The organism is Vibrio sp. 970 (assembly GCF_033339075.1).
Genome location: NZ_JAWOTW010000013.1, coordinates 57164 through 78902, shown reverse-complemented (window position 1 = coordinate 78902; position 21739 = coordinate 57164). Strand labels below are relative to the sequence as shown.

Annotated in this window: 33 protein-coding genes; 6 read left to right on the top strand and 27 right to left on the bottom strand. The window is 51.4% G+C overall.

Annotated elements, in window-relative coordinates; all coding sequences use genetic code 11:
• Window positions 1-76: 76 nt before the first annotated feature.
• From R7Q11_RS18150 to R7Q11_RS18135, 4 genes are read left to right on the top strand one after another with little or no spacing between them, the layout of a single operon-like run.
• Window positions 77-694 carry a hypothetical protein gene (locus R7Q11_RS18150; RefSeq protein ID WP_001249395.1) on the top strand — a complete coding sequence of 206 codons (618 nt, stop codon included), beginning with the start codon at window positions 77-79 and terminating at the stop codon, window positions 692-694.
• Entirely contained in the window at window positions 676-909 is a 234-nt protein-coding gene (locus R7Q11_RS18145) for a hypothetical protein (protein ID WP_001191890.1), read from the top strand. The genes R7Q11_RS18150 and R7Q11_RS18145 overlap by 19 nt, the downstream gene beginning before the upstream one ends.
• Window positions 909-3101, top strand: coding sequence for a DNA topoisomerase 3 (locus tag R7Q11_RS18140; protein WP_000366823.1), 2193 nt, complete (start codon window positions 909-911; stop codon window positions 3099-3101). The genes R7Q11_RS18145 and R7Q11_RS18140 overlap by 1 nt, the downstream gene beginning before the upstream one ends.
• Window positions 3102-3115: 14 nt before the next feature.
• Window positions 3116-3604, top strand: a complete 489-nt coding sequence (locus R7Q11_RS18135) for a hypothetical protein (RefSeq protein ID WP_000467110.1) — start codon at window positions 3116-3118, stop codon at window positions 3602-3604.
• A gap of 90 nt (window positions 3605-3694) precedes the next feature.
• On the opposite strand, the gene R7Q11_RS18130 is transcribed toward R7Q11_RS18135, so the two are convergent.
• The 10 genes from R7Q11_RS18130 to R7Q11_RS18085 all read right to left on the bottom strand — a co-directional run bounded on the left by R7Q11_RS18130 (window position 3695) and on the right by R7Q11_RS18085 (window position 9591).
• The gene (locus R7Q11_RS18130) at window positions 3695-3973 is read right to left on the bottom strand and encodes a hypothetical protein (RefSeq protein WP_000746034.1); all 279 of its coding nucleotides are present in this window, start codon (window positions 3971-3973) and stop codon (window positions 3695-3697) included.
• Between the two features lie 232 nt (window positions 3974-4205).
• Window positions 4206-4754, bottom strand: coding sequence for a phage head-tail adapter protein (locus R7Q11_RS18125; RefSeq protein WP_225452416.1), 549 nt, complete (start codon window positions 4752-4754; stop codon window positions 4206-4208).
• A 124-nt stretch (window positions 4755-4878) separates the two neighbouring features.
• Window positions 4879-5535, bottom strand: a complete 657-nt coding sequence (locus R7Q11_RS18120; RefSeq protein ID WP_109883172.1) for a hypothetical protein — start codon at window positions 5533-5535, stop codon at window positions 4879-4881.
• A complete protein-coding gene (locus R7Q11_RS18115; RefSeq protein WP_000936897.1) occupies window positions 5535-6962 on the bottom strand; it encodes a DNA cytosine methyltransferase in 1428 nt (475 codons plus the stop codon). Before R7Q11_RS18115 ends, R7Q11_RS18120 begins: the two co-directional genes overlap by 1 nt.
• Window positions 6963-6965: 3 nt before the next feature.
• On the bottom strand, window positions 6966-7466 hold the full coding sequence (locus R7Q11_RS18110) for a hypothetical protein (protein ID WP_000647188.1): 501 nt from the start codon (window positions 7464-7466) through the stop codon (window positions 6966-6968).
• A gap of 8 nt (window positions 7467-7474) precedes the next feature.
• Window positions 7475-7786 (bottom strand): hypothetical protein, encoded by a 312-nt coding sequence (locus tag R7Q11_RS18105; protein WP_002210541.1) that lies wholly within the window; start codon window positions 7784-7786, stop codon window positions 7475-7477.
• A 5-nt stretch (window positions 7787-7791) separates the two neighbouring features.
• Complete coding sequence (locus R7Q11_RS18100; RefSeq protein ID WP_000566443.1) at window positions 7792-8298, bottom strand: hypothetical protein; 507 nt, start codon at window positions 8296-8298, stop codon at window positions 7792-7794.
• Entirely contained in the window at window positions 8291-8965 is a 675-nt protein-coding gene (locus R7Q11_RS18095; protein WP_000344149.1) for a hypothetical protein, read from the bottom strand. Before R7Q11_RS18095 ends, R7Q11_RS18100 begins: the two co-directional genes overlap by 8 nt.
• Window positions 8940-9221 carry a hypothetical protein gene (locus R7Q11_RS18090; RefSeq protein ID WP_000044823.1) on the bottom strand — a complete coding sequence of 94 codons (282 nt, stop codon included), beginning with the start codon at window positions 9219-9221 and terminating at the stop codon, window positions 8940-8942. The genes R7Q11_RS18095 and R7Q11_RS18090 overlap by 26 nt, the downstream gene beginning before the upstream one ends.
• Entirely contained in the window at window positions 9214-9591 is a 378-nt protein-coding gene (locus R7Q11_RS18085) for a hypothetical protein (RefSeq protein WP_001125904.1), read from the bottom strand. Before R7Q11_RS18085 ends, R7Q11_RS18090 begins: the two co-directional genes overlap by 8 nt.
• A 326-nt stretch (window positions 9592-9917) precedes the next feature.
• Between R7Q11_RS18085 and R7Q11_RS18080 the strand changes: the two genes are divergently transcribed.
• Both R7Q11_RS18080 and R7Q11_RS18075 read left to right on the top strand, forming a co-directional pair.
• Window positions 9918-10061, top strand: a complete 144-nt coding sequence (locus R7Q11_RS18080) for a hypothetical protein (protein WP_000939033.1) — start codon at window positions 9918-9920, stop codon at window positions 10059-10061.
• A 91-nt stretch (window positions 10062-10152) separates the two neighbouring features.
• On the top strand, window positions 10153-10788 hold the full coding sequence (locus R7Q11_RS18075) for an N-6 DNA methylase (RefSeq protein WP_000074431.1): 636 nt from the start codon (window positions 10153-10155) through the stop codon (window positions 10786-10788).
• A gap of 52 nt (window positions 10789-10840) precedes the next feature.
• On the opposite strand, the gene R7Q11_RS18070 is transcribed toward R7Q11_RS18075, so the two are convergent.
• The 17 genes from R7Q11_RS18070 to R7Q11_RS17990 form a co-directional block, all read right to left on the bottom strand.
• Window positions 10841-11113: a helix-turn-helix domain-containing protein gene (locus R7Q11_RS18070; RefSeq protein WP_000703827.1), complete on the bottom strand. Its 273-nt coding sequence runs from the start codon at window positions 11111-11113 to the stop codon at window positions 10841-10843.
• Window positions 11114-11161: 48 nt separating this feature from the next.
• Window positions 11162-12343 carry a ParB/RepB/Spo0J family partition protein gene (locus R7Q11_RS18065; RefSeq protein WP_001207227.1) on the bottom strand — a complete coding sequence of 394 codons (1182 nt, stop codon included), beginning with the start codon at window positions 12341-12343 and terminating at the stop codon, window positions 11162-11164.
• 3 nt (window positions 12344-12346) lie between these two features.
• Window positions 12347-13132, bottom strand: a complete 786-nt coding sequence (locus tag R7Q11_RS18060; protein WP_001151305.1) for a ParA family protein — start codon at window positions 13130-13132, stop codon at window positions 12347-12349.
• A gap of 173 nt (window positions 13133-13305) precedes the next feature.
• Window positions 13306-13617 (bottom strand): hypothetical protein, encoded by a 312-nt coding sequence (locus R7Q11_RS18055; protein ID WP_000380893.1) that lies wholly within the window; start codon window positions 13615-13617, stop codon window positions 13306-13308.
• Window positions 13599-14048 carry a hypothetical protein gene (locus R7Q11_RS18050; protein ID WP_001053910.1) on the bottom strand — a complete coding sequence of 150 codons (450 nt, stop codon included), beginning with the start codon at window positions 14046-14048 and terminating at the stop codon, window positions 13599-13601. The genes R7Q11_RS18055 and R7Q11_RS18050 overlap by 19 nt, the downstream gene beginning before the upstream one ends.
• 13 nt (window positions 14049-14061) lie before the next feature.
• Complete coding sequence (locus R7Q11_RS18045) at window positions 14062-15306, bottom strand: DNA-methyltransferase (protein WP_000098294.1); 1245 nt, start codon at window positions 15304-15306, stop codon at window positions 14062-14064.
• On the bottom strand, window positions 15299-15541 hold the full coding sequence (locus R7Q11_RS18040; protein WP_225452413.1) for a hypothetical protein: 243 nt from the start codon (window positions 15539-15541) through the stop codon (window positions 15299-15301). Before R7Q11_RS18040 ends, R7Q11_RS18045 begins: the two co-directional genes overlap by 8 nt.
• 122 nt (window positions 15542-15663) lie before the next feature.
• Window positions 15664-15906, bottom strand: a complete 243-nt coding sequence (locus tag R7Q11_RS18035) for a hypothetical protein (protein ID WP_001096360.1) — start codon at window positions 15904-15906, stop codon at window positions 15664-15666.
• Between the two features lie 434 nt (window positions 15907-16340).
• The gene (locus R7Q11_RS18030; protein WP_000268394.1) at window positions 16341-17279 is read right to left on the bottom strand and encodes a ParB/RepB/Spo0J family partition protein; all 939 of its coding nucleotides are present in this window, start codon (window positions 17277-17279) and stop codon (window positions 16341-16343) included.
• Between the two features lie 116 nt (window positions 17280-17395).
• Complete coding sequence (locus R7Q11_RS18025; RefSeq protein WP_000435225.1) at window positions 17396-17941, bottom strand: hypothetical protein; 546 nt, start codon at window positions 17939-17941, stop codon at window positions 17396-17398.
• Window positions 17942-17943: 2 nt separating this feature from the next.
• Complete coding sequence (locus tag R7Q11_RS18020; protein ID WP_411913167.1) at window positions 17944-18378, bottom strand: hypothetical protein; 435 nt, start codon at window positions 18376-18378, stop codon at window positions 17944-17946.
• Window positions 18379-18524: 146 nt separating this feature from the next.
• Complete coding sequence (locus tag R7Q11_RS18015) at window positions 18525-19058, bottom strand: hypothetical protein (RefSeq protein ID WP_001348525.1); 534 nt, start codon at window positions 19056-19058, stop codon at window positions 18525-18527.
• Window positions 19059-19080: 22 nt separating this feature from the next.
• Window positions 19081-19509 carry a hypothetical protein gene (locus R7Q11_RS18010; RefSeq protein ID WP_000988988.1) on the bottom strand — a complete coding sequence of 143 codons (429 nt, stop codon included), beginning with the start codon at window positions 19507-19509 and terminating at the stop codon, window positions 19081-19083.
• Window positions 19506-19853 (bottom strand): hypothetical protein, encoded by a 348-nt coding sequence (locus R7Q11_RS18005; RefSeq protein WP_000039129.1) that lies wholly within the window; start codon window positions 19851-19853, stop codon window positions 19506-19508. The genes R7Q11_RS18010 and R7Q11_RS18005 overlap by 4 nt, the downstream gene beginning before the upstream one ends.
• Before the next feature lie 11 nt (window positions 19854-19864).
• Window positions 19865-21049: a hypothetical protein gene (locus R7Q11_RS18000; protein WP_000245300.1), complete on the bottom strand. Its 1185-nt coding sequence runs from the start codon at window positions 21047-21049 to the stop codon at window positions 19865-19867.
• Entirely contained in the window at window positions 21043-21237 is a 195-nt protein-coding gene (locus R7Q11_RS17995) for a DUF2997 domain-containing protein (protein WP_000757530.1), read from the bottom strand. Before R7Q11_RS17995 ends, R7Q11_RS18000 begins: the two co-directional genes overlap by 7 nt.
• Before the next feature lie 48 nt (window positions 21238-21285).
• Complete coding sequence (locus R7Q11_RS17990; protein WP_000018404.1) at window positions 21286-21678, bottom strand: hypothetical protein; 393 nt, start codon at window positions 21676-21678, stop codon at window positions 21286-21288.
• Window positions 21679-21739: the final 61 nt, after the last annotated feature.

Genomic DNA, 21739 nt, shown 5'->3' with positions numbered 1-21739 from the left:
CAGTTTGAGAAACCAGCTTTCCATCCCCCCCCTTTTAGAATGGGCTCATCGACAATTTTTTATGAGGAACGACACGATGAGACAACTGATAGCAATTCTGGGAGTGGCAATTCTGGCCGGGTGTGCCTCTAACGCCCCCGAGCAAAAGCCTCAGCCCCAGACTGCCCCTGCCGAAAATGACAAACCTGCCCGAGTTAGCCGGGAACTGTCGATGGCATGGGACAACATGGGGCGCGGTGGTGCTGCATTACGTCAACCTGGTTATATCCATGTGCTGGGCGACGGTAATGTCAGCGCAACGATGAACAAGGTCAAAGATGACTCCGCTGGTTCAGATAAAACTCCAGCAGGGATCAAACAGCACGGGGATGTCAACGAAGCCATCAATACCTTCAAGTCCATGAATAAAGGCAAAGGCTACTCGCTGTACGAGTTGTCACGCTGGGAACGCTATTGCGATGGTGGCAAAGGTATGGACGAGCACGATTGGCGCTTTGTGGAAGCCGAGGGAACCACAAACATCCCCAAGGACGTTGTAACCGGCTGCATACCACCTACCCACACCTATAAAGATTATCTGAATGCCTGGACGCACTTTTGCACCAGTCAGGCTGTAACTGACGCAGATCGCCGCATTGTGCGCGAGTCCGTGCGTCCCTATTCAGTGGTGAACCCATGCAAAGCTCTGAAATAAGAAACCAGACAGAGCTAGGCCGTAAGGCTGAGCTCTTCGACGCTTTATTAATCATGCTCCAGGAGGCCGGTTCGAGGGGTAATTCCAGCGAAGCGGCCTATGTCATTTCTGGAGTCCTCGAAAACCTCTCCAGAGACTACCCCGAAGTCAAAGGTCTGGCTCAAAGCTGGACTGAGCTGGCGAATCTGGAATCAAAGATGAGAGGAGCTGCTTAATGGACCTTTATATCTGCGAGAAGCCTTCTCAGGCAAAAGATTTGGCTGGCGTAATGAAGGCCTCCCAACGAGGTGATGGATTTCTCCATGATGGAGGAAACCGCGTTATTACGTGGGCGTTCGGCCACCTGCTGGAATTGTATATGCCAGACGATTATGACGAACGCTACAAGTCATGGTCACTGGAGACCCTCCCTATTGCACCAGAGTCATGGCGGTACAACGTTCGCAAGAGTGCGTTCAAACAGTACAAAATTGTTGAGGGACTGGTCAAAAAGGCGAGCACCATCTACATCTCAACGGACTACGACCGAGAAGGTGAGGCTATCGCCCGTTCGCTTCTGGATCGATTCCGCTACTCTGGCCCTATTCGCCGAGTTTGTTTGACGGCTCTCGATGAGTCAAGCATCAAGAAAGCGCTGAACAACGTAAAGGATGGCAAGGATACGGTCTCACTCTACTACGCCGCATTGGCACGGCAACGCGCTGACTGGTTGGTAGGCATGAACGTGAGCCGCCTCTACACAGTGCTGGCCCGAGATGTCGGCTTCAACCACACTCTTCACGTTGGCAGGGTTATCACCCCAACCGTCGCTCTTGTTTGTCAACGGGACCGAGAGATCGCCGGTTTCACCCCCTCACCATACTGGACTCTGGGTGTGAACGTGTCCGTACAGAATGGACAGTTTGCCGCCCAATGGATACCACCAGAAGAGTGCAGTGACGAGCAAGGCCGGTGCGTCAATAAGGCCTATGCCGAGCAGGTAGCCTCCCAGGTCAATGGTGCCAATGCTGTTATCAGCAAAGCAGAAACCAAACCAGGTAAAGAGTCAGCCCCCCTCCCCTTCGATCTAACGTCGCTGCAACAATACGCGAGCAAACGATGGGGATACACAGCTCAGCAGGTACTGGATGCAGCTCAAGCTCTGTACGAGACGCACAAAGCGACCACCTACCCTCGTACTGACAGTCGTTATCTACCCGAGAGCCAAAAGGAAGACATTCCGGACATTCTCCAGGCGCTCATTTTGTCCGATCAGAACGTCTCTGGGCTGGTGGCTGGCGCAGATCCTCATCGCAAGGCCAGGGTATTCAATGACGCCAAAGTGACCGCGCACCACGCGATCATTCCAACACCGGCCAGAACAGACATCAGTGCCATGTCTGAGATCGAGTTCAATCTTTACGACGCCATCCGTCGTTTCTACATCGCGCAGTTCTACAGCGAGTTCGAGTTCACCAAAACCTCCATCGAGGTGCAGTGTGGGCGTCACCTCTTTGCGTCCGCTGGTAAGACACCTACCAAACAAGGCTGGAAGGTTTTGTTTGCTTCTGATAGTGAAAGCAGTCCCAAGGACGAGGGGGAAGACACCGACGCGCCGGTTGAACAAGAGAAGCTCCCCAGGGTTAGCCAGGGCGAACCTGCCTTGCTGAATGGGGCCGAGCTGGCAAACAAAATGACGCGGCCAGCACCGCACTTCACCGAAGCCACATTGCTTGCCGCGATGGAGAACATTGCCCGGTTCGTGACTGAGGAGAAGTTCAAACAAATCCTCAAAGACACAGCCGGTTTAGGCACTCCAGCAACACGCGCAAGCATCATCCAGGGCGCTGTTGATAAAGGCTACTTCAAGCGTCAGAAAAAGGTACTGCTTGCAACTGATAAGGCTCATGCGCTTATAGCAGTGCTTCCACCAGCCATCAAATCACCCGGCATGACTGCGGCTTGGGAGCAGGAGCTTGAGAAAGTTGCCTCCGGCTCCGGGAACATGTCTGTCTTCATGAAGCAGATTTCCACCTGGATCTGCCAAATGGTTGAGCAGCTCAAAGTGGCCGCACCGGTTCTGACCAAAGAAGGTGGCGCGATGGCTAAAGCCTTCGAGGGCGCGAAGCCTCCTTCACACGAATGCTTCAACTGCGGTGGAGAGATGCACCGGATCAAAGGGAAGAACGGTTTTTTCTGGGGCTGCCAGAACGAGGCTTGCAAGAAGACGTTCCCAGACAACCGAGGGAAACCCGAGAAACGTATCGCGGCGGAGGATTGTCCAGACTGCCCAGATTGCGGTAGCCCGATGCGTCTCAGGAAAGGAAAAGCCCCTGGCAAGAAACGAGCCTCTAAGTTCTGGGGCTGCACAGCGTATCCCGATTGCAAAGGCACTATGCCCTTCAAAAAGTCGGACTTTATGGATTGATAGAGGAATTAAGTATGTTTGGAAAAATCATTTTAACTGCGATGCTCACAACCAGCTCTGCCACTGCCGAAGATGCCGGGAAGAACATCGCCTCAGGCTTGGCAACTGCATCTACCCGCCAAATAGGTCAGGCCATCATGCCAACTCTAGCTATCGGCTCGGCCATTGCAAAAAGCGCAGGAAAAGGCATGGTGTTAGGTTTCGCTGAGACATCTGCCAGCTATATTTCCCACGATGACCTGAGCGCCACTCGAAGCTATCAAAACCCTGAGGCTGTTGATATGGCAAAAGGCCTGGGGACCTTGAAAGACGTCCCTGATTTCCTCTACGTCATTACAGACGTAAATGCCAACATGGCTGACAAATGCAAGCGCGTCTGGGAGCCTCAATCACTGGCTTTAAGCCAATTGATTGTTGAGCTGGTGGCACTGCGTAAGACGAACAACAAAGGTAGCTACGAACAAGCGCTATCCCACCTCGATTGTTCAATATTCACAAACTAAAACAATTAAGGGGCCGTCGGCCCCTTATCTTTAATTACCCAAGTTCTTTTGATACCTGAGCTACAATAGTTTTAAATCAGAATACCAAAATCAATTCACATGGATGGCGAATACTTCAACCGGATAATCTCCAAAGTGCGGGTGCGTTATGACGTTCCTTGAGAAGCCACGCCAAGGACGAATCTCTATCCTGGACATATCTCCAGCCTTTGGGTAGCCACACTTAACATGGACTTCATCATACTCGCGCCCCTCTAGTCTTTTTATCCAGTAGTCTGTGACGAGGCGATATTCATCTGGTTTTTCTCCAGATTTGATCTGATCGAAGTAAATCTTTTTTACGGGCAGATGAAGTATTCTCTTTTTCATAATCACCACCTGATAGCTCATCAGACTATCTAACTATTAGACAAAACATCCCTTTTTCAATTTCTGTCTCTCTCGCCTCATGGGCCAATACAATATCCGCGATAACACGAATATTCCCTTCATAGTTGCGAATGGCCGCATCCCGCATCGTGTCTAAAGTGTCCTGACACTTCGCTCGCCTGAATTTAACGAGCCAACTTTGCCGATCTATCTTGTCCACACCAAATCCCATTCAGCGAACCATGTATCCAGCTTCTTTTGCCGCAGCATCAAGCTCGGAGGAAAAGTTAACGTCGGACTTTTCTGCCGCGTTATAGAGGGCTCCACACTTGGGCCATGAGCGCCCTACCAGTTTCATCGCCAACGCATCCGCCAGCATTTCTCGGATCTGTGTTTCAGCCTCACCAAAATCGGCTAGAGTTTCGTCTATGCCCGACTCTTCCATCAGCTCGATGAGCTGAGGTTGTTTGAGCCAGACGCCTGTTTGCATTTCCAACTGGTCTCTTGCATCTGCCACCAATTGGCGTTCAAGGGTGACGCCATTTACGGTCTTAACAAATTGCTTTGGCTGACGCTTTACCTTTTTTGGTCTGGACACATCAGAGATAACCGTCACCGGCTTCCCACGCAGTTCACGCGGCAACGGTCCACTTAGCCCCAGAACTAAGCGACGAGCGTACTCATGCTCGTATGGTTTCAACCCTCGACCTTCACGGTACATCTCAGTATCCACCAGCAGATCACCGCGCAGCCTCGCGTTTTTCCGCACTTGTTCGGACAAGACCGATTTGCCCTTCCCGCTGGCTCCCATTACGAGCGAGTGAGATTCTACTTTGTTATCAAAAAACATAATTCCGCCCCCAAAGAGGTGTTGCTATAAAACATGGTTTGAACATCTGGCGCTGTTATTGCGCCCACCGATACTCTGGGCAACGCACTCTGTTGTGGCCGCTTTTCCCTTTGCTATTGGTGATGTCATCTTCATTCTTCGCAGCCCCCAGCTTACTCAGTATTTCAGCTTTTGTGGCGCGATGACCGCGTATTAAAAGAGCATTCAGCAGGTATCCAGTGAACACCTCTGTACTCGGCATACAGTCAAGCAACTCAACATACTGCTCATCCGTCAAATCATGGATCTCACAATATTTTTCCACCGCCTTTTCGTAGGCTTCTGCGTAGCCATGAGTGGAAATCCTGAAAACAATATCCCCATTGCCGTAGCCTGGCTTTGTGACGAGAAAACAAGGTGCGAAGTAGGTTCTCTTCACCCCCATCCGGCTCCGGTTCTCGATACTGATATAAGCCCTCAGCCCCTCAGCAATGATATTTGGCCCGGAGTTGCGTCGCCGCTTACAAGTCTTATTCTGACGCTTCACCTCTTCTGCCTCAGCTTCCCACTTTCGGTCCAAGCTGTAGGCCAGCCGGTGAGCTGTTGCGTAGGAATACTCTCTCAAGGAGAAGTATTCCTGCCGGTAATCATCCGCCACCCCAACTGTTCGTGCGACACGGAACCCGACGAAACCGGCGTCATGGGTTCCCTCGCCGTAGTAAATGACTGCCATTATTTACCTTCCTTACTTCTGATACCGTGCTGCACCACGGTATGGCGACCGCAATTCACATTCAGGTGATCCCGAACTGCGGCCATGACCGCTGAATGCAATCTGTAATCCACACTCTGCCCAAGTGTTTCTGTCGCTTGTTCTTTTGCCATCCACGAAATATCAAAGCTATCAGGTATCGACATCAACTCCTGAACCAGATCGACCGATGGCTTGTAAATGCGGCCACCGTCTTGGATGTACACTGCATCCTTTACCCCACGATCCTGAGACTTGAGGATGGTCGGGCAACTGGTGCTTTCTCTCGTCAAGAACGCAGGCATCCTGCGAGAAGTTGACTCTCTGGCCTGAATTGACTTCAACGCTGTGACGTCTGCACAATCCCCGAGGTGCTTCTCGATCACCGGCCACAATCGTCCACCAGCTCTCTGCTCAGGTTTCGGTGGAACGAACCCAGGGAAGACCGACGCCACCATGTAATAGCGTTCTCGCCCCTGGTACGCGCCGAAATCCAGACCGTTCAAGACCATCTCAGTGAGGAAGTACCCCATCCGCCGCAGTGTCGTTCCCATCATCGCCCCGGCTCCGGATGCTTTGAAGTTCGGGACGTTTTCCACCAGCACGACGGCAGGGTTCACGACCTCGATCTGTTTTAGTGCCGGGTAAACCATGTCGAGCATGGTGGAGAGATCTTCAAGAGAACGCTCTTTGTCCCTTGGACTTTTGGCGTTTGAGTGGTCATCACACCCCAACGAGTAATGGGCCAAACCAATTGGTGGGCACTCCGCCAGCAAGGCTCCAAGGCGATCCAGCTCCAGGTGATGAATGTCTTCATTCAGCAGGATACGCGGGGAGCTGTTCACCAGCGTATTGAGCGCATGTACTTCACTCAGGTTCCGCCCGGATGCTCTGTCTCTGGCTTCAACTGGACGATGTTCCAAAACAATCTCAGCCTTCCAGCCAAGCGATTCCATAACATGAATGTCTACCCCGCCAGTCAATGCCACAAAGGCACGGAAAGGGCTGGTTTTTCTGAACCGATCAGCAATGGCAAAGGCTCTGTTTGCGACGGGAGTGAAGACTACTCGACCTTTTCGCATTTCGACGTGGAAACGCTCTGTATAGCGAGGGAAGCACTTATCTATGAGCCCTTGTCCAGAAAACTCAATAACGGTTTCCAGCGGGTTGTTGGAGCGACTCTTTGGTTGATACCGGCGCTGATAAACCTGGTGTGTCTGTAGTTCATCGGTCGCTGGGATCACCGAAAAACCGCCCATCCCCTCCCCTGGCTCAACGGCGATGCCCATACCTGGCTTGAACCCCATAACATCCAAAAAGTTGGACGAAACCCTAACCTTGCGTTTATCGCCTACTCGATTGAACGCAAGTTGTTTGGTTACTACGGAGGGGGAGACGATCGGTAACATTGGTCAACCTCTTTTCTTCTTGTTTTGCTCGCGCTTCACCATTGCTCCAGCAGCTTTCAGAAGTCTCTGGTTCTCCGCCAGCTCCTCTTGGAGTTCCTGAGTATCCTCTTCTGTCTGAGCCTTTTTCAGCTCGGCCTCGCAATATTGGACCTCTTCCTGCAAGCTGACTTTCGCAAACTTGAGAGCGGCCAGTCGCGTCGTATAAACGCCAAAAGGCAATTCGCCACCTTCCCGGAACTGCTTCAAGCACCAGCTCGGTATAGATGGCAACCAACCAAAGTCCCCATTCTTCCGTGACCTTTTCCCCCACGTAATCCCATCTAACTTTTGGGCAAGATTGACATAGCGTTGATCGCTGGTTGAGTTGCGTCGTTTCTGAATAGAGCGAACTATCCACTCTGTAACCTCGACCTTTGCTTTATCATCATCAGAGATGTAATAAAGGGCTGCGTACAACACAGCGCCTTTACGAATGACTGATGGTGGGTATGCCTGGGCTTTCATCTATCCCCCTATCGCTTTTTCTGTCCGACAAGACGGAGATGATCGGCGGCCAAGTCATACTGCTCGTTTTTGTCGCGGCGGCGGAATCTGTCAAAAAACTTCCCTCGTGGCAGGGTTTCTTCCATAGCGATCAGGCGGTTCAGCCACACTTCTTGAGGTAGCATCCCTGCTGGAGTCGGCCCGAGCTTACGTCCTTCCTTGACGTGCTCCATTGTTTGCGTGGCAGTAAAAATCGCACCACCAAACTTTCTCCACTTGAATTGCAGGGGCATATCTGGAGACTCATCCAGCATCAATTTCTTATTGGTTTGTTCTGTCACGACAATTACTCCACCATCCATTCTTCACTAAGCAGGAACGCCCAGCGCTCTTCTGCTTTTTCTGGGTTGTCTTTGGCCTGTTTGATCATGATCTCGGCGGCGTTAAAGCCTACCTCTCCACTGAACCGGCCCCATGAATGGCTATGCCACTCGCGCATCACACTTCGGCCAAGCGATGCAAGTTCTGGACTTACACCCTCATGGAGGGCATAGAGCTCCCAAGCATCCCACCCGTATCGTAATAGGTTGTGCCCTGGGGCGTTAAAGGCCTGAGCAGCCTTGAACCGCTCTCCAGGCTCCTTCCCTCTAACATCCACACCCTGGAGCACCAACCCCATTACCACTTCAATGACAGGCTCGCGTTGCTTCTTTGCCAGCTCGATGGCAGCCACCAGCATTGCTTTGGCGTCAACAAATTTCCCATGCCCTTGGCACATACCGCAGGTTTCTTTGGAAGGGGAAAAGTCATAAACACCGGAACCAGCACAAAGGCGGCATGTCAGGTCAATCATGGGCTCTTCTCTCCTCATACTCTTCGATGCGCTCTTTCAGACGCTGAACCACTGGTGCGAGCTCAGGGATAGCTTCCGCTTCCTCAAGCGTGTATCGCTTGTCTTCCTGGTAATCGACTATTTGAGGAGGCCTTGGCTGTTTAGGGAACTCAGCAAAGTCATTCAGCGACATCGAGGTAGGAAGTCCTCCTTCAATCTCACCTTTTTCGTTGAGTGACTGAGTGACGATAAGCTGTGTTCCGCCCACCTCGGTATCAAAGCGGTCATCAAAGCGCTCACCGATAGTCCAGCCGCCACGGCCAAGAACACAGGTCGTACTCATACGTAGGCGATTGAATGCTTTAGCGTCATCCCAGTTCAAAGGATTTTCATCCATGAGGAAAAAAGGCGCTTCGTCCCGAACGAACACCTTGGACTTGGCGTTATCGAAGATCGGCCCAAACACCCCCTGCTGGAGGTATGGTTCGACTTTCTCTGCAAGATCCTGGTGCCCTTGAGAACGCAGCGCCTCATAGAGCTGGGTGATTGTTTGTTTGCCGGTGTCCGGAAGGCAGGACAATACTGTCTGCTTTTCCTCGTCACTCAGGCTTACCATTCTGGACAAAAAGCTGACTACCAGCTCGTTGTGCCCATCGACCGTTTCAATGTTGAGCTTGTTCTCGTCCATCTTCTTCCTCAGTAATCGGTTCGATAAATTCAATGGAGTCCATGCTTACATGACTGATAATGGCTTTCAGGCCGCAGCAGTCGCATGGTTCAAAGGTCAGTTCTGATCCCTTGGGAGACTGATGCGTGACCGTTGCCACAGCCCCTAGAGGGATCAACCCCCAGCCGTTTTTTAGTACCCGAGTAGTTCTGACCAGCCGACCTTTGTACTCTCGTTTCAGTTTCGGATGCGGCACTACCGCATATCGCTTACTCATTTCGGTCCCCTTGTACCAAAGGCTCGACAACCAGCTCTTGAGCTTCGTCCCAGTCGGACACCTTTGCATCACCAAACGCAAAGGCAATTCGCATAGCCACTGTCGGCCTGCCTATTTTCATCAAGTAAGCCGCAGCACCGGCACACATCGACTCTTGTCCCGAAGGTGCATAGTTACCCTCTTCATCCCATTCACCACCTGACTTTGAGTGCACGGTCTTGTGGCAATGAAACGTCGTCATGTCGTTTTCAACGATGTCGTTGATGATGCCTTCTAATCGCCCAGGGGCCAGCTCGATAGCGCCCTCCTTCCGGAATGGACAGTTGGCGCAAGGTTTCTTCAAACGGAGATGATTTGCTTGCTTTGGCATACATATCACTTTTACAGCATCATTTTATGATTCTATGATATAGCCATATTCCGTGTAGTCAATATCTCACTAACAATTACTTTCTATCGGACGCTTACGCGCCCATTTTGGGCAGATAGACAAGTTATTTGGGCGTTTGGGCGTTTGGAGTGTGCGAGGTGGACAGCGGGGAGACTTTCACATGTGAAAGTTTTGTTTCTTGGTATCGTTTTATTGTCTCTTGATATTATTTTATGATGCTGTAATAATCATAAATAAGGGCCGCATCGCTCTTCGACCTTCGTTGCAGCCCTTACAACACAATCAAGCAATTAAGGAGCTTTGTTATGCTGCAAGGCAATACTAACACGAATAAGCGCATCCCGCTCGCGGCGTTCATGAAATGGCCGCTGGCGAAACGTCAGGACTTCATCGACCGGGAAATGTCCGGTTGCCCCGACTTTATCAAGACGTCTTTGCTTCGGCATTAAGGCGATCAGGCAGGAAAGCAAAGAACCTCGCTTCGGCGGGGTTCTTCGTTTCTACCTCTTGAATGTTTCGTCAGAACAAACTGGAGCGCTTATGTCACCAGAAACACAGCAACTTACATCCAAGGCTTTATCTCTCATCGAGCAGTCCCGATACAGAATGGGCACATCTCGGTTTGTTGAGGCCTTTATTGACCAGTGGGCATACTTGCAGACTGGCCTATACCCAGCCAAGGAGGAGATCCCGGAAGAACTTCAGCCGGTCGCCTTCGAGCTCTCTCACGTCCTGTCTGCCGCCATTAAGCGCGACCCCACCAGCGATGTTTTGGGTTACGTCCTAAGCATGTCTGGCTTCCACAAGAAGGGCACCAATTACTTCCCCACTCCTCCAGAGATTGGCCGCTTGATGTCACTCATTGTTGGCTCACAGTCTTCGGCAGACTTTTATGAGCCCTGCTGTGGTTCTGGCATCAACGCCATTCACTGGATGGAAAACCTGATCGAGAACCACGGTCCCGAAGCATTGAGAGAAGCCTCAATCTACCTGGAAGACATCGATCCGTTGATGGTGAAGTGCTGCATGATCCAGCTATTCCATTATTTCGAGTCCCGCAATACCACTCCCAAAACGCTGAGTATCGTCGGCATAGACACCCTTAGCAGACGAACCAAGAACATCGCCTACTACGCCGAAAAACCTCCAGCAACCGCCGCTACCGTGGCAGCATAAAAAAACCCGCCGATTGGCGGGTTTTGCATTCAATGCGCTGCTCTATGGCACCTTACAGTTTTCCGTACCGGTTCAAGAACGAAGACCTGTCTAAGATCCCCCAGTCTGTCAGCATGTAGTAGCCGGTGGCACCTCGTTCGCCGGTAGACTCCCTGACGAACAAGATATTCATTCCGAACTCATCACGCAGGGCAGACAACTGTCTCTTGATCGTTGATTCAGGAATATTTGTTGCCTTGTGAAGGTCTTGGAGACTTGGCTTCTCCGTTTTAGACAGGGCATTCACCAAAGCAAATTTTCTTTTCATGTCCTGTGAGATCTTCATATTCACCTGTTCTTGACAGGCCCAACCTCTTTGGCTGGGCCTCCTTTATTAGCCTTCGACACTCAGGAGTTCAATGTCTGACACAGGCACATGAACATGCTTTTCCTTGCCTTCGCCATCGAGCGTTTTAACCCAGACAGTAGACGGAACCAGAGCAACACGGTCGGTCATGATGACTCCACGTTTGGTCTCGCCATCCAGGTTAACGTTGACAGCAAAAATCAAACTGTCAGCCCGGACGTTCTTCCATTCCTTGTCCTTCGGCAGAGGAGGAAGAGCATCACCGCCTTCTTCATCTTTGTCCTTGCCGCTGTTATCTGGCTGCTTGACAGGATCTTTGTGCTCACCCTCTTCATCACGCAAAGGGTCTTCGTCATCATCGTCCTGACCATTGGAATTTTTACCCCCTTCCAGTTCCTCCTGGGCAAGGTTCAGGTCGTCATTCCCGGTTTGTTCCGACGTACCATCCCCACCCGAGTTGAGGGATTGCTCGTCGGTGTTGCCAGCGCCAAGCTCATCATTCTGGTGGGAGCCAGTCAGTGGGCCTTTTTCCATTTCGTCTTTGATACGTTTGGCATCATTCAGCAGCTCACGGCTTTGTTTACGAGTAATCCCGTCAGACATAGCCACCGCGCAGACGGCGCGACATCTTTCTTCATTCAGATCGAACAAGAGACGAAGGTTATTCAAGGTCTCTGTATCAGAACATACTTCATTATCGTATAACTCACGCACACAGTCAGGTAGCTTGAGCAACGACAGATGCGTAGATACGAAAGTGATATTCTTACCGAGCCGATCAGCAATATCCTTTTGCTTCCAACCTTCTTCAATAAACAGGTTTAACGCCTCGGCAATCTCTACCGGAGTCAAGTCATCCCGCTGGATGTTTTCGATCAGCTCACCAGCAGTCTCGTCCAAATTGTTCTGGACCTTATCATTCACCACCAGGTCAATGGTCTCGATACCAGCGTGTTTACACGCTCTCCAACGCCGCTCCCCTTTTTGGATGACGAACTTGCCTTCTTCATTCTTCGGGAACACGATGATCGGAGATTGCTGCCCTTCGGTCAGCAAGGTTGCCGCCAGCTCTTCAATGTTACGGAAGCGCTTACGAACCTGGACCTTGGATACAACGTCGTCAACAGGTACGGTAAGAACCTCTTTGCCTTTCTTGCCTTTGGCGGCTTTAGCAAGTTCGGACAGGCCTTTTAAATTGTTCAATGCCATCGCTTAGCCCACCTTCTCTAATAGTTCTTCCAACACCGCCTCAACCTCTTTGGCCGCGACATGTCCATAGCGAAGCTCCCAGACAGGGATGCCATCAGTCGTCGCCGTATCGAGCGGAGGCCGGTGCATAATTTTGTTCTCAAACAGCAGATCCGGAACTGTGTTCTCCAGCGACTTGAGGGCTTTGTCGTGATTGACAGAGCGGTCCATGTCGTTGATCACGATGCCCAGGATCTCCAAATTTTGGTTGTATGCCTCGCGCACACCAATAATCGTGTTCAGGAGACCTTCTACGCCGTCCACAGCGAAGCCAGAGAGCTTTACCGGACATGCCACATGGGTAGACATCACCAACGCTGCCACCAGCTTTCTGCCGAGGCTAGGCGGACAATCAATCAGCACGTAGTCGTAGTTCTCAAACAGCTCAGCCAAATGGCGAGCCGGATTCATGGCTTGGTCAAGAGGCACAGCCTCCATCTCAAACAGATCCGGGTCATTCTTCGGCGTATGAATGAGGTCTGCACCGCAAGGGCAGTGCATGACCTCAATGCCGTCCAGCTCGTAAGCGAACAGCTCTGCGGTTTTGGTTCCAGTGAGGATGGGCTCGTAGTCACCATCCTCAAGCTCTCGTCTGGGGGCCAGTCGAGAGGACGTGTTCCCCTGACCATCCATATCCAAGACCAGCACTTTCTTTTTCTTCTGTAACGCCAGATAAAAGGCCTGCTGGATACAGAGGGTACTCTTACCCACTCCGCCTTTCTGGTTGGCGAAGCTGATTACTTTTGCCATACCCACCTCTATTTTGGTTTCTCGCAGGTGATCAAGACCACCCCCAAACTTTCACATGTGAAAGATTGTAGCGATCATAAAATGATACTGCAATATCTAATTATGGTTCTGTTAAAACAAACTTTAAACAAAAAAACGGCCATGAAGGCCGCTTATTGACAAGGTTTGTGCTGTCAGCGCAATTGATTTGCTGCTCCAAGCCCATTCGCCAATAACTGCATCGCATCGTTGAACAGCGCGGAGCCCCGTTCCGGTGTGAGCAATTCCGGCATATCTTCTCGCGGCCAAGTACCGGCTACTTGAATGAGCAAACTGGCAGCCCAGTGAATCTGCTTTTCTTCACTTTCATCGGCCAGAGTGCATACGACGGGGAAACCGTACTTACGCCCCCAGCGACTCACCTCTTTGAACGATACCAGCTCAGGCTTTTGCAAATCCCGGCTGTAGGCCTCAGCTATCATGTGGTTCAGTTCTTGAGTGTCCATTTATCCCCCTTAACAGTTTTTTCAAATTCTTCCTCAAACATCGTTTTTAATGTGTTTCGTATCTCTTCATCCTGGATGTCATTGACATCAAAGCTGGTAGCGACAGCCTCACTTCCAATGCCACAGAGAACATAACCCCGGCCATCAGGACCAGTTTTAAGAGGCACAACGGGAAGTGGTGTATTGGGACACACTCCAGCAATGCCCGGAGAAATAATTGGCCCCCCGCGAGGAATAACCCAATTACCGATAAACCCCCAATCAATTTGCGTCGAGATGGCATCAGGCTGGTATTGCTCACCCCAAAAGTTGATTGCTGCCTGCTGATGTTGTTTACCGGCATAGTAGATATATCCGGCCACAAGAAGCACGGAGAGGACAAAAATAATTGCCAATTGGCGCAAGACTCTTGCGATAATACTTAAATTCATGGGCATTGTTCTCTTAATTCAACGCTCCCCCGCCCACTGCTGCTATGGCCGGGTTCATCCAAAATCCATCAAAGCCGGTGAACATTTCCGCCTGGGTGCGAATGTACTCAAGAATGATGTCACAGGCGATCCAGCGCCGGTTATTCCTTTCTGCGGCCAACCCGCTCTTATTCGACCCACTGAACGGATCAACAACAAGGTCGCCCTCTTCCGTCAGAAAGCGGATAGCCATTTCAGGTATGTCTGTTGGGAACATTGCCGGGTGCGGTGGCAACCCCAGTTCTCTAGCGATTCTCCGAAGCTCCAGAGTATCCGCACAACGGTGGCCGCGCTGGATAACGTTTTTCGGTATCCGTCCTTCCGTGACGTTAGAGAATGCGTTCCCTCTCAGTCGATATGCCCCGTCACCATAACTGACCACTCTGTTATCACCGCCTTGGGCCATCAGCTTCTGATGTTTCTCTGTATGAGGGATCAGGACCCTTCTGTTGTCAGAACGCACCCTGTCAGGGTCGTTGGTGAACCAATAAACAGGCTCCCACCCGGCACACAACTGGTAACGGTTCACACAAGCCCAGTGGGTCGGACTTGGTGGTTTTGACAGGTTGATCCACGGCCATCTATCCATGAGAGAGAGCCCAAGCCGATCATGGAGCGCCAGCACCATTCGCTCAACGTAGAGAGATCTGGAGGGGCTCTTGGCCTCGAATATGTCATTGCTGACATTCAGGACAACGCTTCCTCCTGGCACCAGGTTCTTGACTATCGGTTCGAGTGCCTGAGTAATGAAATCCACCCATTTGGCTTCATCAACGTTTCCATAGCCACGCTGTATACGGAGCGGGAACGGCGGAGATGTCACACACAGATGCACCGGCTCATCGAGGTCAGAGAAAAAGCTCTTGTTGTTTGACCACACCGCCAGCCCAAGATTTGTTGAATAAGCGACCAGTCGAACGCCACCTAGCGCTTCATGCAGGCCCTTCTTGGTTTTGCTTGAGAGCTCCCAGACACCCCGCTCGCCGTCCACCTTCTGGAGAAGGTTCATCGACTTGAGGGTTTGCTGATACCAGCGTATCTGTCTTTTCAGCTTGCTCCGCTTGACCTTTGCCTTGCCAATTTCACTTTGTTCATTCAGAGCGCTTTTCGGGATTCCAGCGAGCTCTGCCACCGAATCGTAGAGCTCCTCATTCGATAACGGCTTATCGGCCTTGGCATACGCCTCTTGGACATGAAAGAGTTCTAGCTGGCTACTCATCATGCCCCTCCGTACCCTGGAATATGTCATTGAGCACAGAGGTCGCCTCGGCGCTCTTTACATCATGCTCGGTGTAGAAAGGCCACCAGGTTAATCCGCCACCTTCAAACCATGAGCAGCGGAACTGGATTGTCTGATCAGGAAGGACTTTGAACTCGACATGCTGGGGTTTGTCATAACGGCACATTGCACCAAGGTCTAGGCCAAACTTTTCTTTAACCAATGTGGATGACATCGACCCCTGGCTCAAACCTTGGCTGTTAACCCAATAGACCCGGTTGACAGCACCAGCAATACCGAAGAATAGGAAAGCCAGTATTGCCCCGGCCTTCAACCATACAAAAACACTTCTCACAATTATCCTTCCTGCTTTACAAATGGGTCTCTGCCATCGAGAGGCTTTGAAAAAATAGCCCCCGGCTCAGACATCGCCGCCTCGACCTCGTACTTGTTAAAAGTCTCCGTCCACCAGCTATTCATCTGGTAAATCGTGATATTCAGAATTGAAGCAGCCTTGCTCTTACTTGTGGCCGCAACGACAGTTCTGAACTGCCCCTCGGCCCCATAAGTGATCCCGCCATAAACCTTCAACTTCGCCACTATCGTTTTCTCCACCCAAATATGTCTCTCACGTCCCGCACACAGAAGAACCAACTTACCCTTGGCAGGAACGCATCGACTAACACACCTAAGGCGATAACAAACAATGGCGCCATCAGGATGAAGCCCAAACGTGCAACGGTCCCATATATACCTGCACAGATGAGCAAGGCTGCGATGACAGAGCAAACTAGCTGATGCTGACGCCTCAGTCTGGCTAGTTCAGACGATTTCTTGTCACTGTTCATCATCGAGCTCCGCGAGCTGAACACTGACACTGGCTGCCGCTGGAGGGGAAAACTGTACTGTCAGTCCGGATTCAAGCCTGATAGAGGAAACCACCAGCGTATCTGGTCCGGATGACGCCGGTACGACCGCAACAATGGTTCCCCCTTCCAGCAACTGGATGGCATCCTCAACAGTACAGCGCCCCATTACTGATTACCCGCCAAATCCAGCTCTTGCTGGTCTTCATTGGACTCGTCAGTTTTGGGCTCCAGCTCCGCCAGCTTGGCTTTCAGCTCCTGAAACGCATCAACATCTTCCCGGCTCAGGGTAAGGGTGAACGTTTCACCGTCATCGTTCGGCTTGATGTTGTCCAGACGACTGGTAATAGAGCTCACGCCTCGGTGCATGGCTTCAACCACCTTTTTGCCCAGGCGGGGACCTTTCTCGACAGACTTTTTGGTCAGTTTTTTCGGGGCCTTCTTGCCGTCATTGCCACTGGCCTGTTCTTCCTGCGCCTTTTTCAGGATCTCAACAGCGTTGGTGCCGTGCTCGTTGTAGAGCTCCTGAGCGTAGGTGGCAGCCACAGAGCCTTCCTGAATCATCCGTTTCAGTTCCAGAGGCATCTCCAAAAGGGCACGGGCGATACGAACGTGCTCAGCCGAGCGGCCAACACGTTGGGCAATCATCTGGTCGCTCCACCCCCAGTTTGCAAGCCGAGCGTAGATCACGGCTCGCTCAAGTGGAGAAAGAGGGAGCCCATCGTTGCTGGTGGCGATCAGAAGGCTCTGTTCGGCTTCATCGCCCTTGTGCTCTACGACCTGCACGAACTGGATGTCGGCACCTTCCTCTATAGCAAGCAGGATGGCGCGGCGACGGCGATGACCTTCACGGACATACACCTTTCCGTCGATAACTTTGACGATGATCGGCGGAACATAGTCGCCACGCTTGTAAGCATCGGCCAGCACTCGAATACCAGCTTTGATGTCCGGGCGCTCGTAGTAGTCCTCGCAGAAAGCGCCACGGGTGTTAAACCCTTCTTCCTCCAGCAGAAGCTGAGGAGAGATAGTGAATCCATCCCCTTTTTTCAGTTCTTCGGGGGCGGTTACGCCTTTGAGAGCGCGGAGTGAGTTGATAACAGCCATTCGTTGGTTCTCCTTGTGACTTGCTCACTTTATAGCATCACTTTTTGATACTGTAAACAGGGCGGCATAAAAAACCCGGCGCTTTACAGTACCGGGTTCTCTCTTCCTTCTCACCACTAACTTGCTTTGACTTTGAGCAACCTCAGCGCCAGCATGGCCCATTGCAGATATGCTTCCAGTCGTTGCTGGTACTCTTTCCCTGGTGGGCGTTGACCTTCCTTGTGGGCTATCGTCCTCTCGATACCGGCGAGGCTCTTTCTCAGCTCCAGGTTCCTGCGTATTCCCACCATTCTCTGTCTTGCTGATTCAGGAGACAGACTCCCAAGTCCAAAGAGGGGCAGTTGTCTGTAGTCCTGTGTTCCCAAGTTAATTTGGTTCCACGCCATTGCTGCTTGCCACGGTCGTTTCTGGATTTGTTGGATCGCCTTCCCACAACCCAGGCAGACCATATTCCAGCGCACAGGAGGACCTATAACCTTCTGCATTTGCGCCCGGCCATGACAACTATCGCAGGCTGCCACAGGAACGCTGAGCGGGTCGTGGTGCCCATAGGCTACTGTTTCAGTCTGGCTGTAGTGTTCATCTGATTTGAGCTCCGCCAAGAGCTTCTCACGCTTCTCTTTTGCGTATTCGAGGGTTAAGCCTTTTCTGATTTGTTCCATGTTCAGTCCAGAATGATTTTTCTCTTGTCTCGCTTGGGAGTGCCTTGTTCTTTCTGGTCCGATGTAGAGCTGATGACTTCTGGCTCTTTGGCCTCGCCCCTTTGTAGTTCGTCAATACTCCCCAGCTCTGTTCCACCGTGTCTTATCTCACCTTGATCTCTATGCTCTCTGGTTGAACGACGGATCTCTTCCGAAACTCCACGCAAAAACCCAATCACATTGGCCCGGAATGTACGTCTCTTCTCCTCTATCTCAAGCAAGTAACTCAAGTAGAAGTAAAACGGTATCGAGACGAACAATGACAAAGGGAACCAGCCTTTTTCGCTGGCAGAAACAAAGAGTCTCGGCTCAAACATTTTCATGGCGAGGGTCGCCATTAGCACAGAGATAACTACTGGAGTCACCGCCATCAAAAATCGGGAATGAAGGTACGCCATCCAGACCCCAGCGACTAAAGCTGTTAGCGAGAGGAACATAGCAACAACCAACGGGCTCGCATCAATGGCGATTAGCCCTATCTGGACGATAATGACGAAGCAAAGAAGCAATATTCTGTATAAAAATGACCGCATTCCAACCCACCTCAATCCAAGATAATCTTGCGCTTATCTTTCTGAATTTCGATAGGCTGCTCCGGTTCACTCAGAACACCCTCTGACGCTTTCAGAACTTGAATACTTGGAAAGCCCTTCCCTGCTCCTGCTTTTCTTGGTCTCTGCTCTGTTACCTCAATCGCTATTTCATCCCCCTCCCGGAACTGCGGGTAACAACCAGCGCGGTTGGCATAGCGATTCAACGACATTTTGAGCAGCCGGTATTTCTTTGGGCAGGTTATTTGTACTGACGCATCAGAGCTGCAAGCTGCGTCAAGCCGCCGGAAAAATTCCTCCGGTATCCCCTTTACAAGGAGCTCGCTCAACTCATCCATAGGCCTTGAGCCGGTTGGCATCGGATATGGCAACCTCCGGTATTCTCTGTAGATGTACCGCTTGATGACGATATGAAAGACGAATGCGGCAAAGCCCCACAAAGGGCCATTAAGGAGCCCCGCAACGATAAGTAGCACCGACGGGAAGGGAACCCCTACGAAACTCGGCAGGATTTTAATCTTTACCATCGGCGTTGACCGACGCACACTCTCACTCATTTGCTGACCCTTTACGTGCAACCTTGTACTGCACTTTCAGATCGTAACCATCCACTTCCTGATGAAGGACTTTCACGGGGACACCTTCAACGGTCCCCAGGTACACGCTCAGCTCAACTTCCGGAACATCGTCCCTGAGACCCAGTACATTGCGCCACCCAGTCGATGTCTTCTGGCAGTGAGCGCCCACCCTGTCATGCCGGTAGTAAATGTCTTTGTTATCTCCTTGGCAGATGAAGAATCCACTAACCTGCCCCGTCCTTAACACCCACTTGCGGTTGTGGAAGGTAGCTTCTTTCTCCACCTCAGTGGACTTGTCTATAGCCACCTGGCTTACCACCAGCTCTTGTGCGGACAAATCAGACACAAGGCCTATTACCAACGCGGATAACAGCGCGGCCATAGCCGCCCGTGTCATCATACTGCCGCCTCGTGAGTGGCATCGGCAAAGAATTTGCCTTGTTTGTAGATCTCGTCCTTCTCGAACGAGATAGCATCCGCACGACTGCTGAATGGTCCATAGCTTTTACCGTCGATCAGCACCTTCCACTGGCAACGCCAAACACGAGTCCATGCCGCAATCTTTGACTCGTCTGAACAAAGTCCGCGAATAACATAGAACGCAATCATTAGAATGCCGCTCGTCGGCACGATGCGCGAAACCCTTGTTTTACTGTATTCCTGCACTTCAAGGCCTTTGAAGGAAACCTCATCGGCAAACCCGCAGACCTCACCATTTTTGATTACGATGCGCTTTTTGCTCATAACCTACCCCACTAATCCAAAATAATTTTGCGCTTGCCTGGCTGTACTTCGATTGGCTCTTCCTTTTGCACCTTTGGTGCCGGAGCTGATGAGCTGACAACCACCGGTTCTCTTTCTGGGTTTTGTTGCTGGCGCTCACGGAGTTCATCCACTGAGGGAGGCTCATTGCTTGGTCGTTCAGCCCTTTCAGCACGTCGGGCTTCTCTTAACAACTCATCAATTTCGGAGTCGCTCCGGTTGTTCATAAAAGCTCTATAGGCAAAGAAAATCAGCACCGGCACTATTGCCACCAAGAAGAAAGGAAATGAGCTTCCGCTATCTTCCACTGGCTTGGTACTGGCCGCGCCTGTATCGAACATGGTACGAATAACCGTTGGCGCGGTCATGATCATAATTGCAGGCATTATCCCCATCACAATTCCTGATGGGCTCTGCCTCATAATTCCACTAGCAACCCCAAACACCAGCATCAACCCCGCTATGACTTTGACGAAAGAGCTATCCATTAGACCGATCATGGAGTCACTTACCTCCTCGAACGGACTTTGAAACGCACTGGTATTGCGGTCGGTGTCTTGTGCAGCACCAATCTGCTTGGGAGGTTCACTCTTTGGTGCAGTCTCTATGGATAGCGCTGGTGGTTGGCTGGCAACCTTCTGCATTTCACCATCTTGCTTAACCACCCCCAGGTCCTGAGTTTTGACGTGCGTTTGTGCTGGTGGTGCTAACTGGTATTTGACTGCCAGGTTGTTCCCGTGGACTTCAATGGTTTGCAGGGAGATGGGTTTACCTTCCAACTTGGTCAGAGCTTCTTGGAGCGGTAGCTCCTGAGCATCAGTCATACCGCCCATAAAGCCATTGAGCCCGTCATCATGGACGCGACAACGCAGCCTTCCCGAATAGCTACGGTATTCACCTGGGCAAACAAAATAGCCGCCCTGAGGGCCATCCAGTTTGCGCCATTTATTGCTTTTGAAGGCCTCCACTTTGGTCACAACTGGCTGACCGTCATGGTAATCAATGACCGTTTTGCTCTCCGGGCCAGTGTCCTCTACCTTCTTGCTGCCTGAGTCATCTGAGAGCATTTGCCCCACCATTACGCCAGTCACAAAGTCACTGGCAAAGGCCGCAGGAGCTGCGACCATGAGACCAACCAGCAAAAGAAGGGGGACGCGCCCTGTCCTTCTCATCACCATTCGTTCTGTTCCGTTTCGTGCTGGGTTTGACCAGCATTGAAGTGGTACTCGGGTTTCAGCTCTTTTTCTTCGACTTCGAGCTCTTCCGGGCGAATACGCTGCTCCAGCGCTTCACAGGTCTTACCCTGAAACCCCGTGAAATCGGCAGCAATCTTGCCGCCCTTGATCTTGATGTTTACCTTTTTCACTTTGTCACCTCGTCGTTAAGTTCAACTAATCTGATTGCCTTGGCGCTATTACCAAACAGCTTCCTCAGCTTCCAGTTCCAAAGTGCCATCGTGATGCTGCTTCACCGTCACGCTGAAACCTTCCTCTTTCAACTGCTGCTCGTAGTGGAAGGCAATGTAGCGATCCTGCACCTTGCTGCTTGCCTGCTGCGTCCAGCGGCCATAAGAGCCGTAGTTTTCCTGGTACTGCTCCCAAACACCGTTTTTTTCCTTGTAGCCAATCCGGTGCTCCTTGTTGTTCTGGTCGATCAGAACAATCGGGTATTTCTCGAAGGTGTAGCCAGCGCCCACGCGGTATAGCTTTTCGTTTTCAACAACGACGCCAACTCCCTCCAGAGCCTTCAACAGCAGCTCTTTGTCTTTGTAGGCGACCTGCACCTTGCCTTTTACGATATGGCTCATCTCATCACTCCTGAGTTGTTTCGGGGGTCATGCCGTGTTCCGGCATGACAAAGTTAATCGC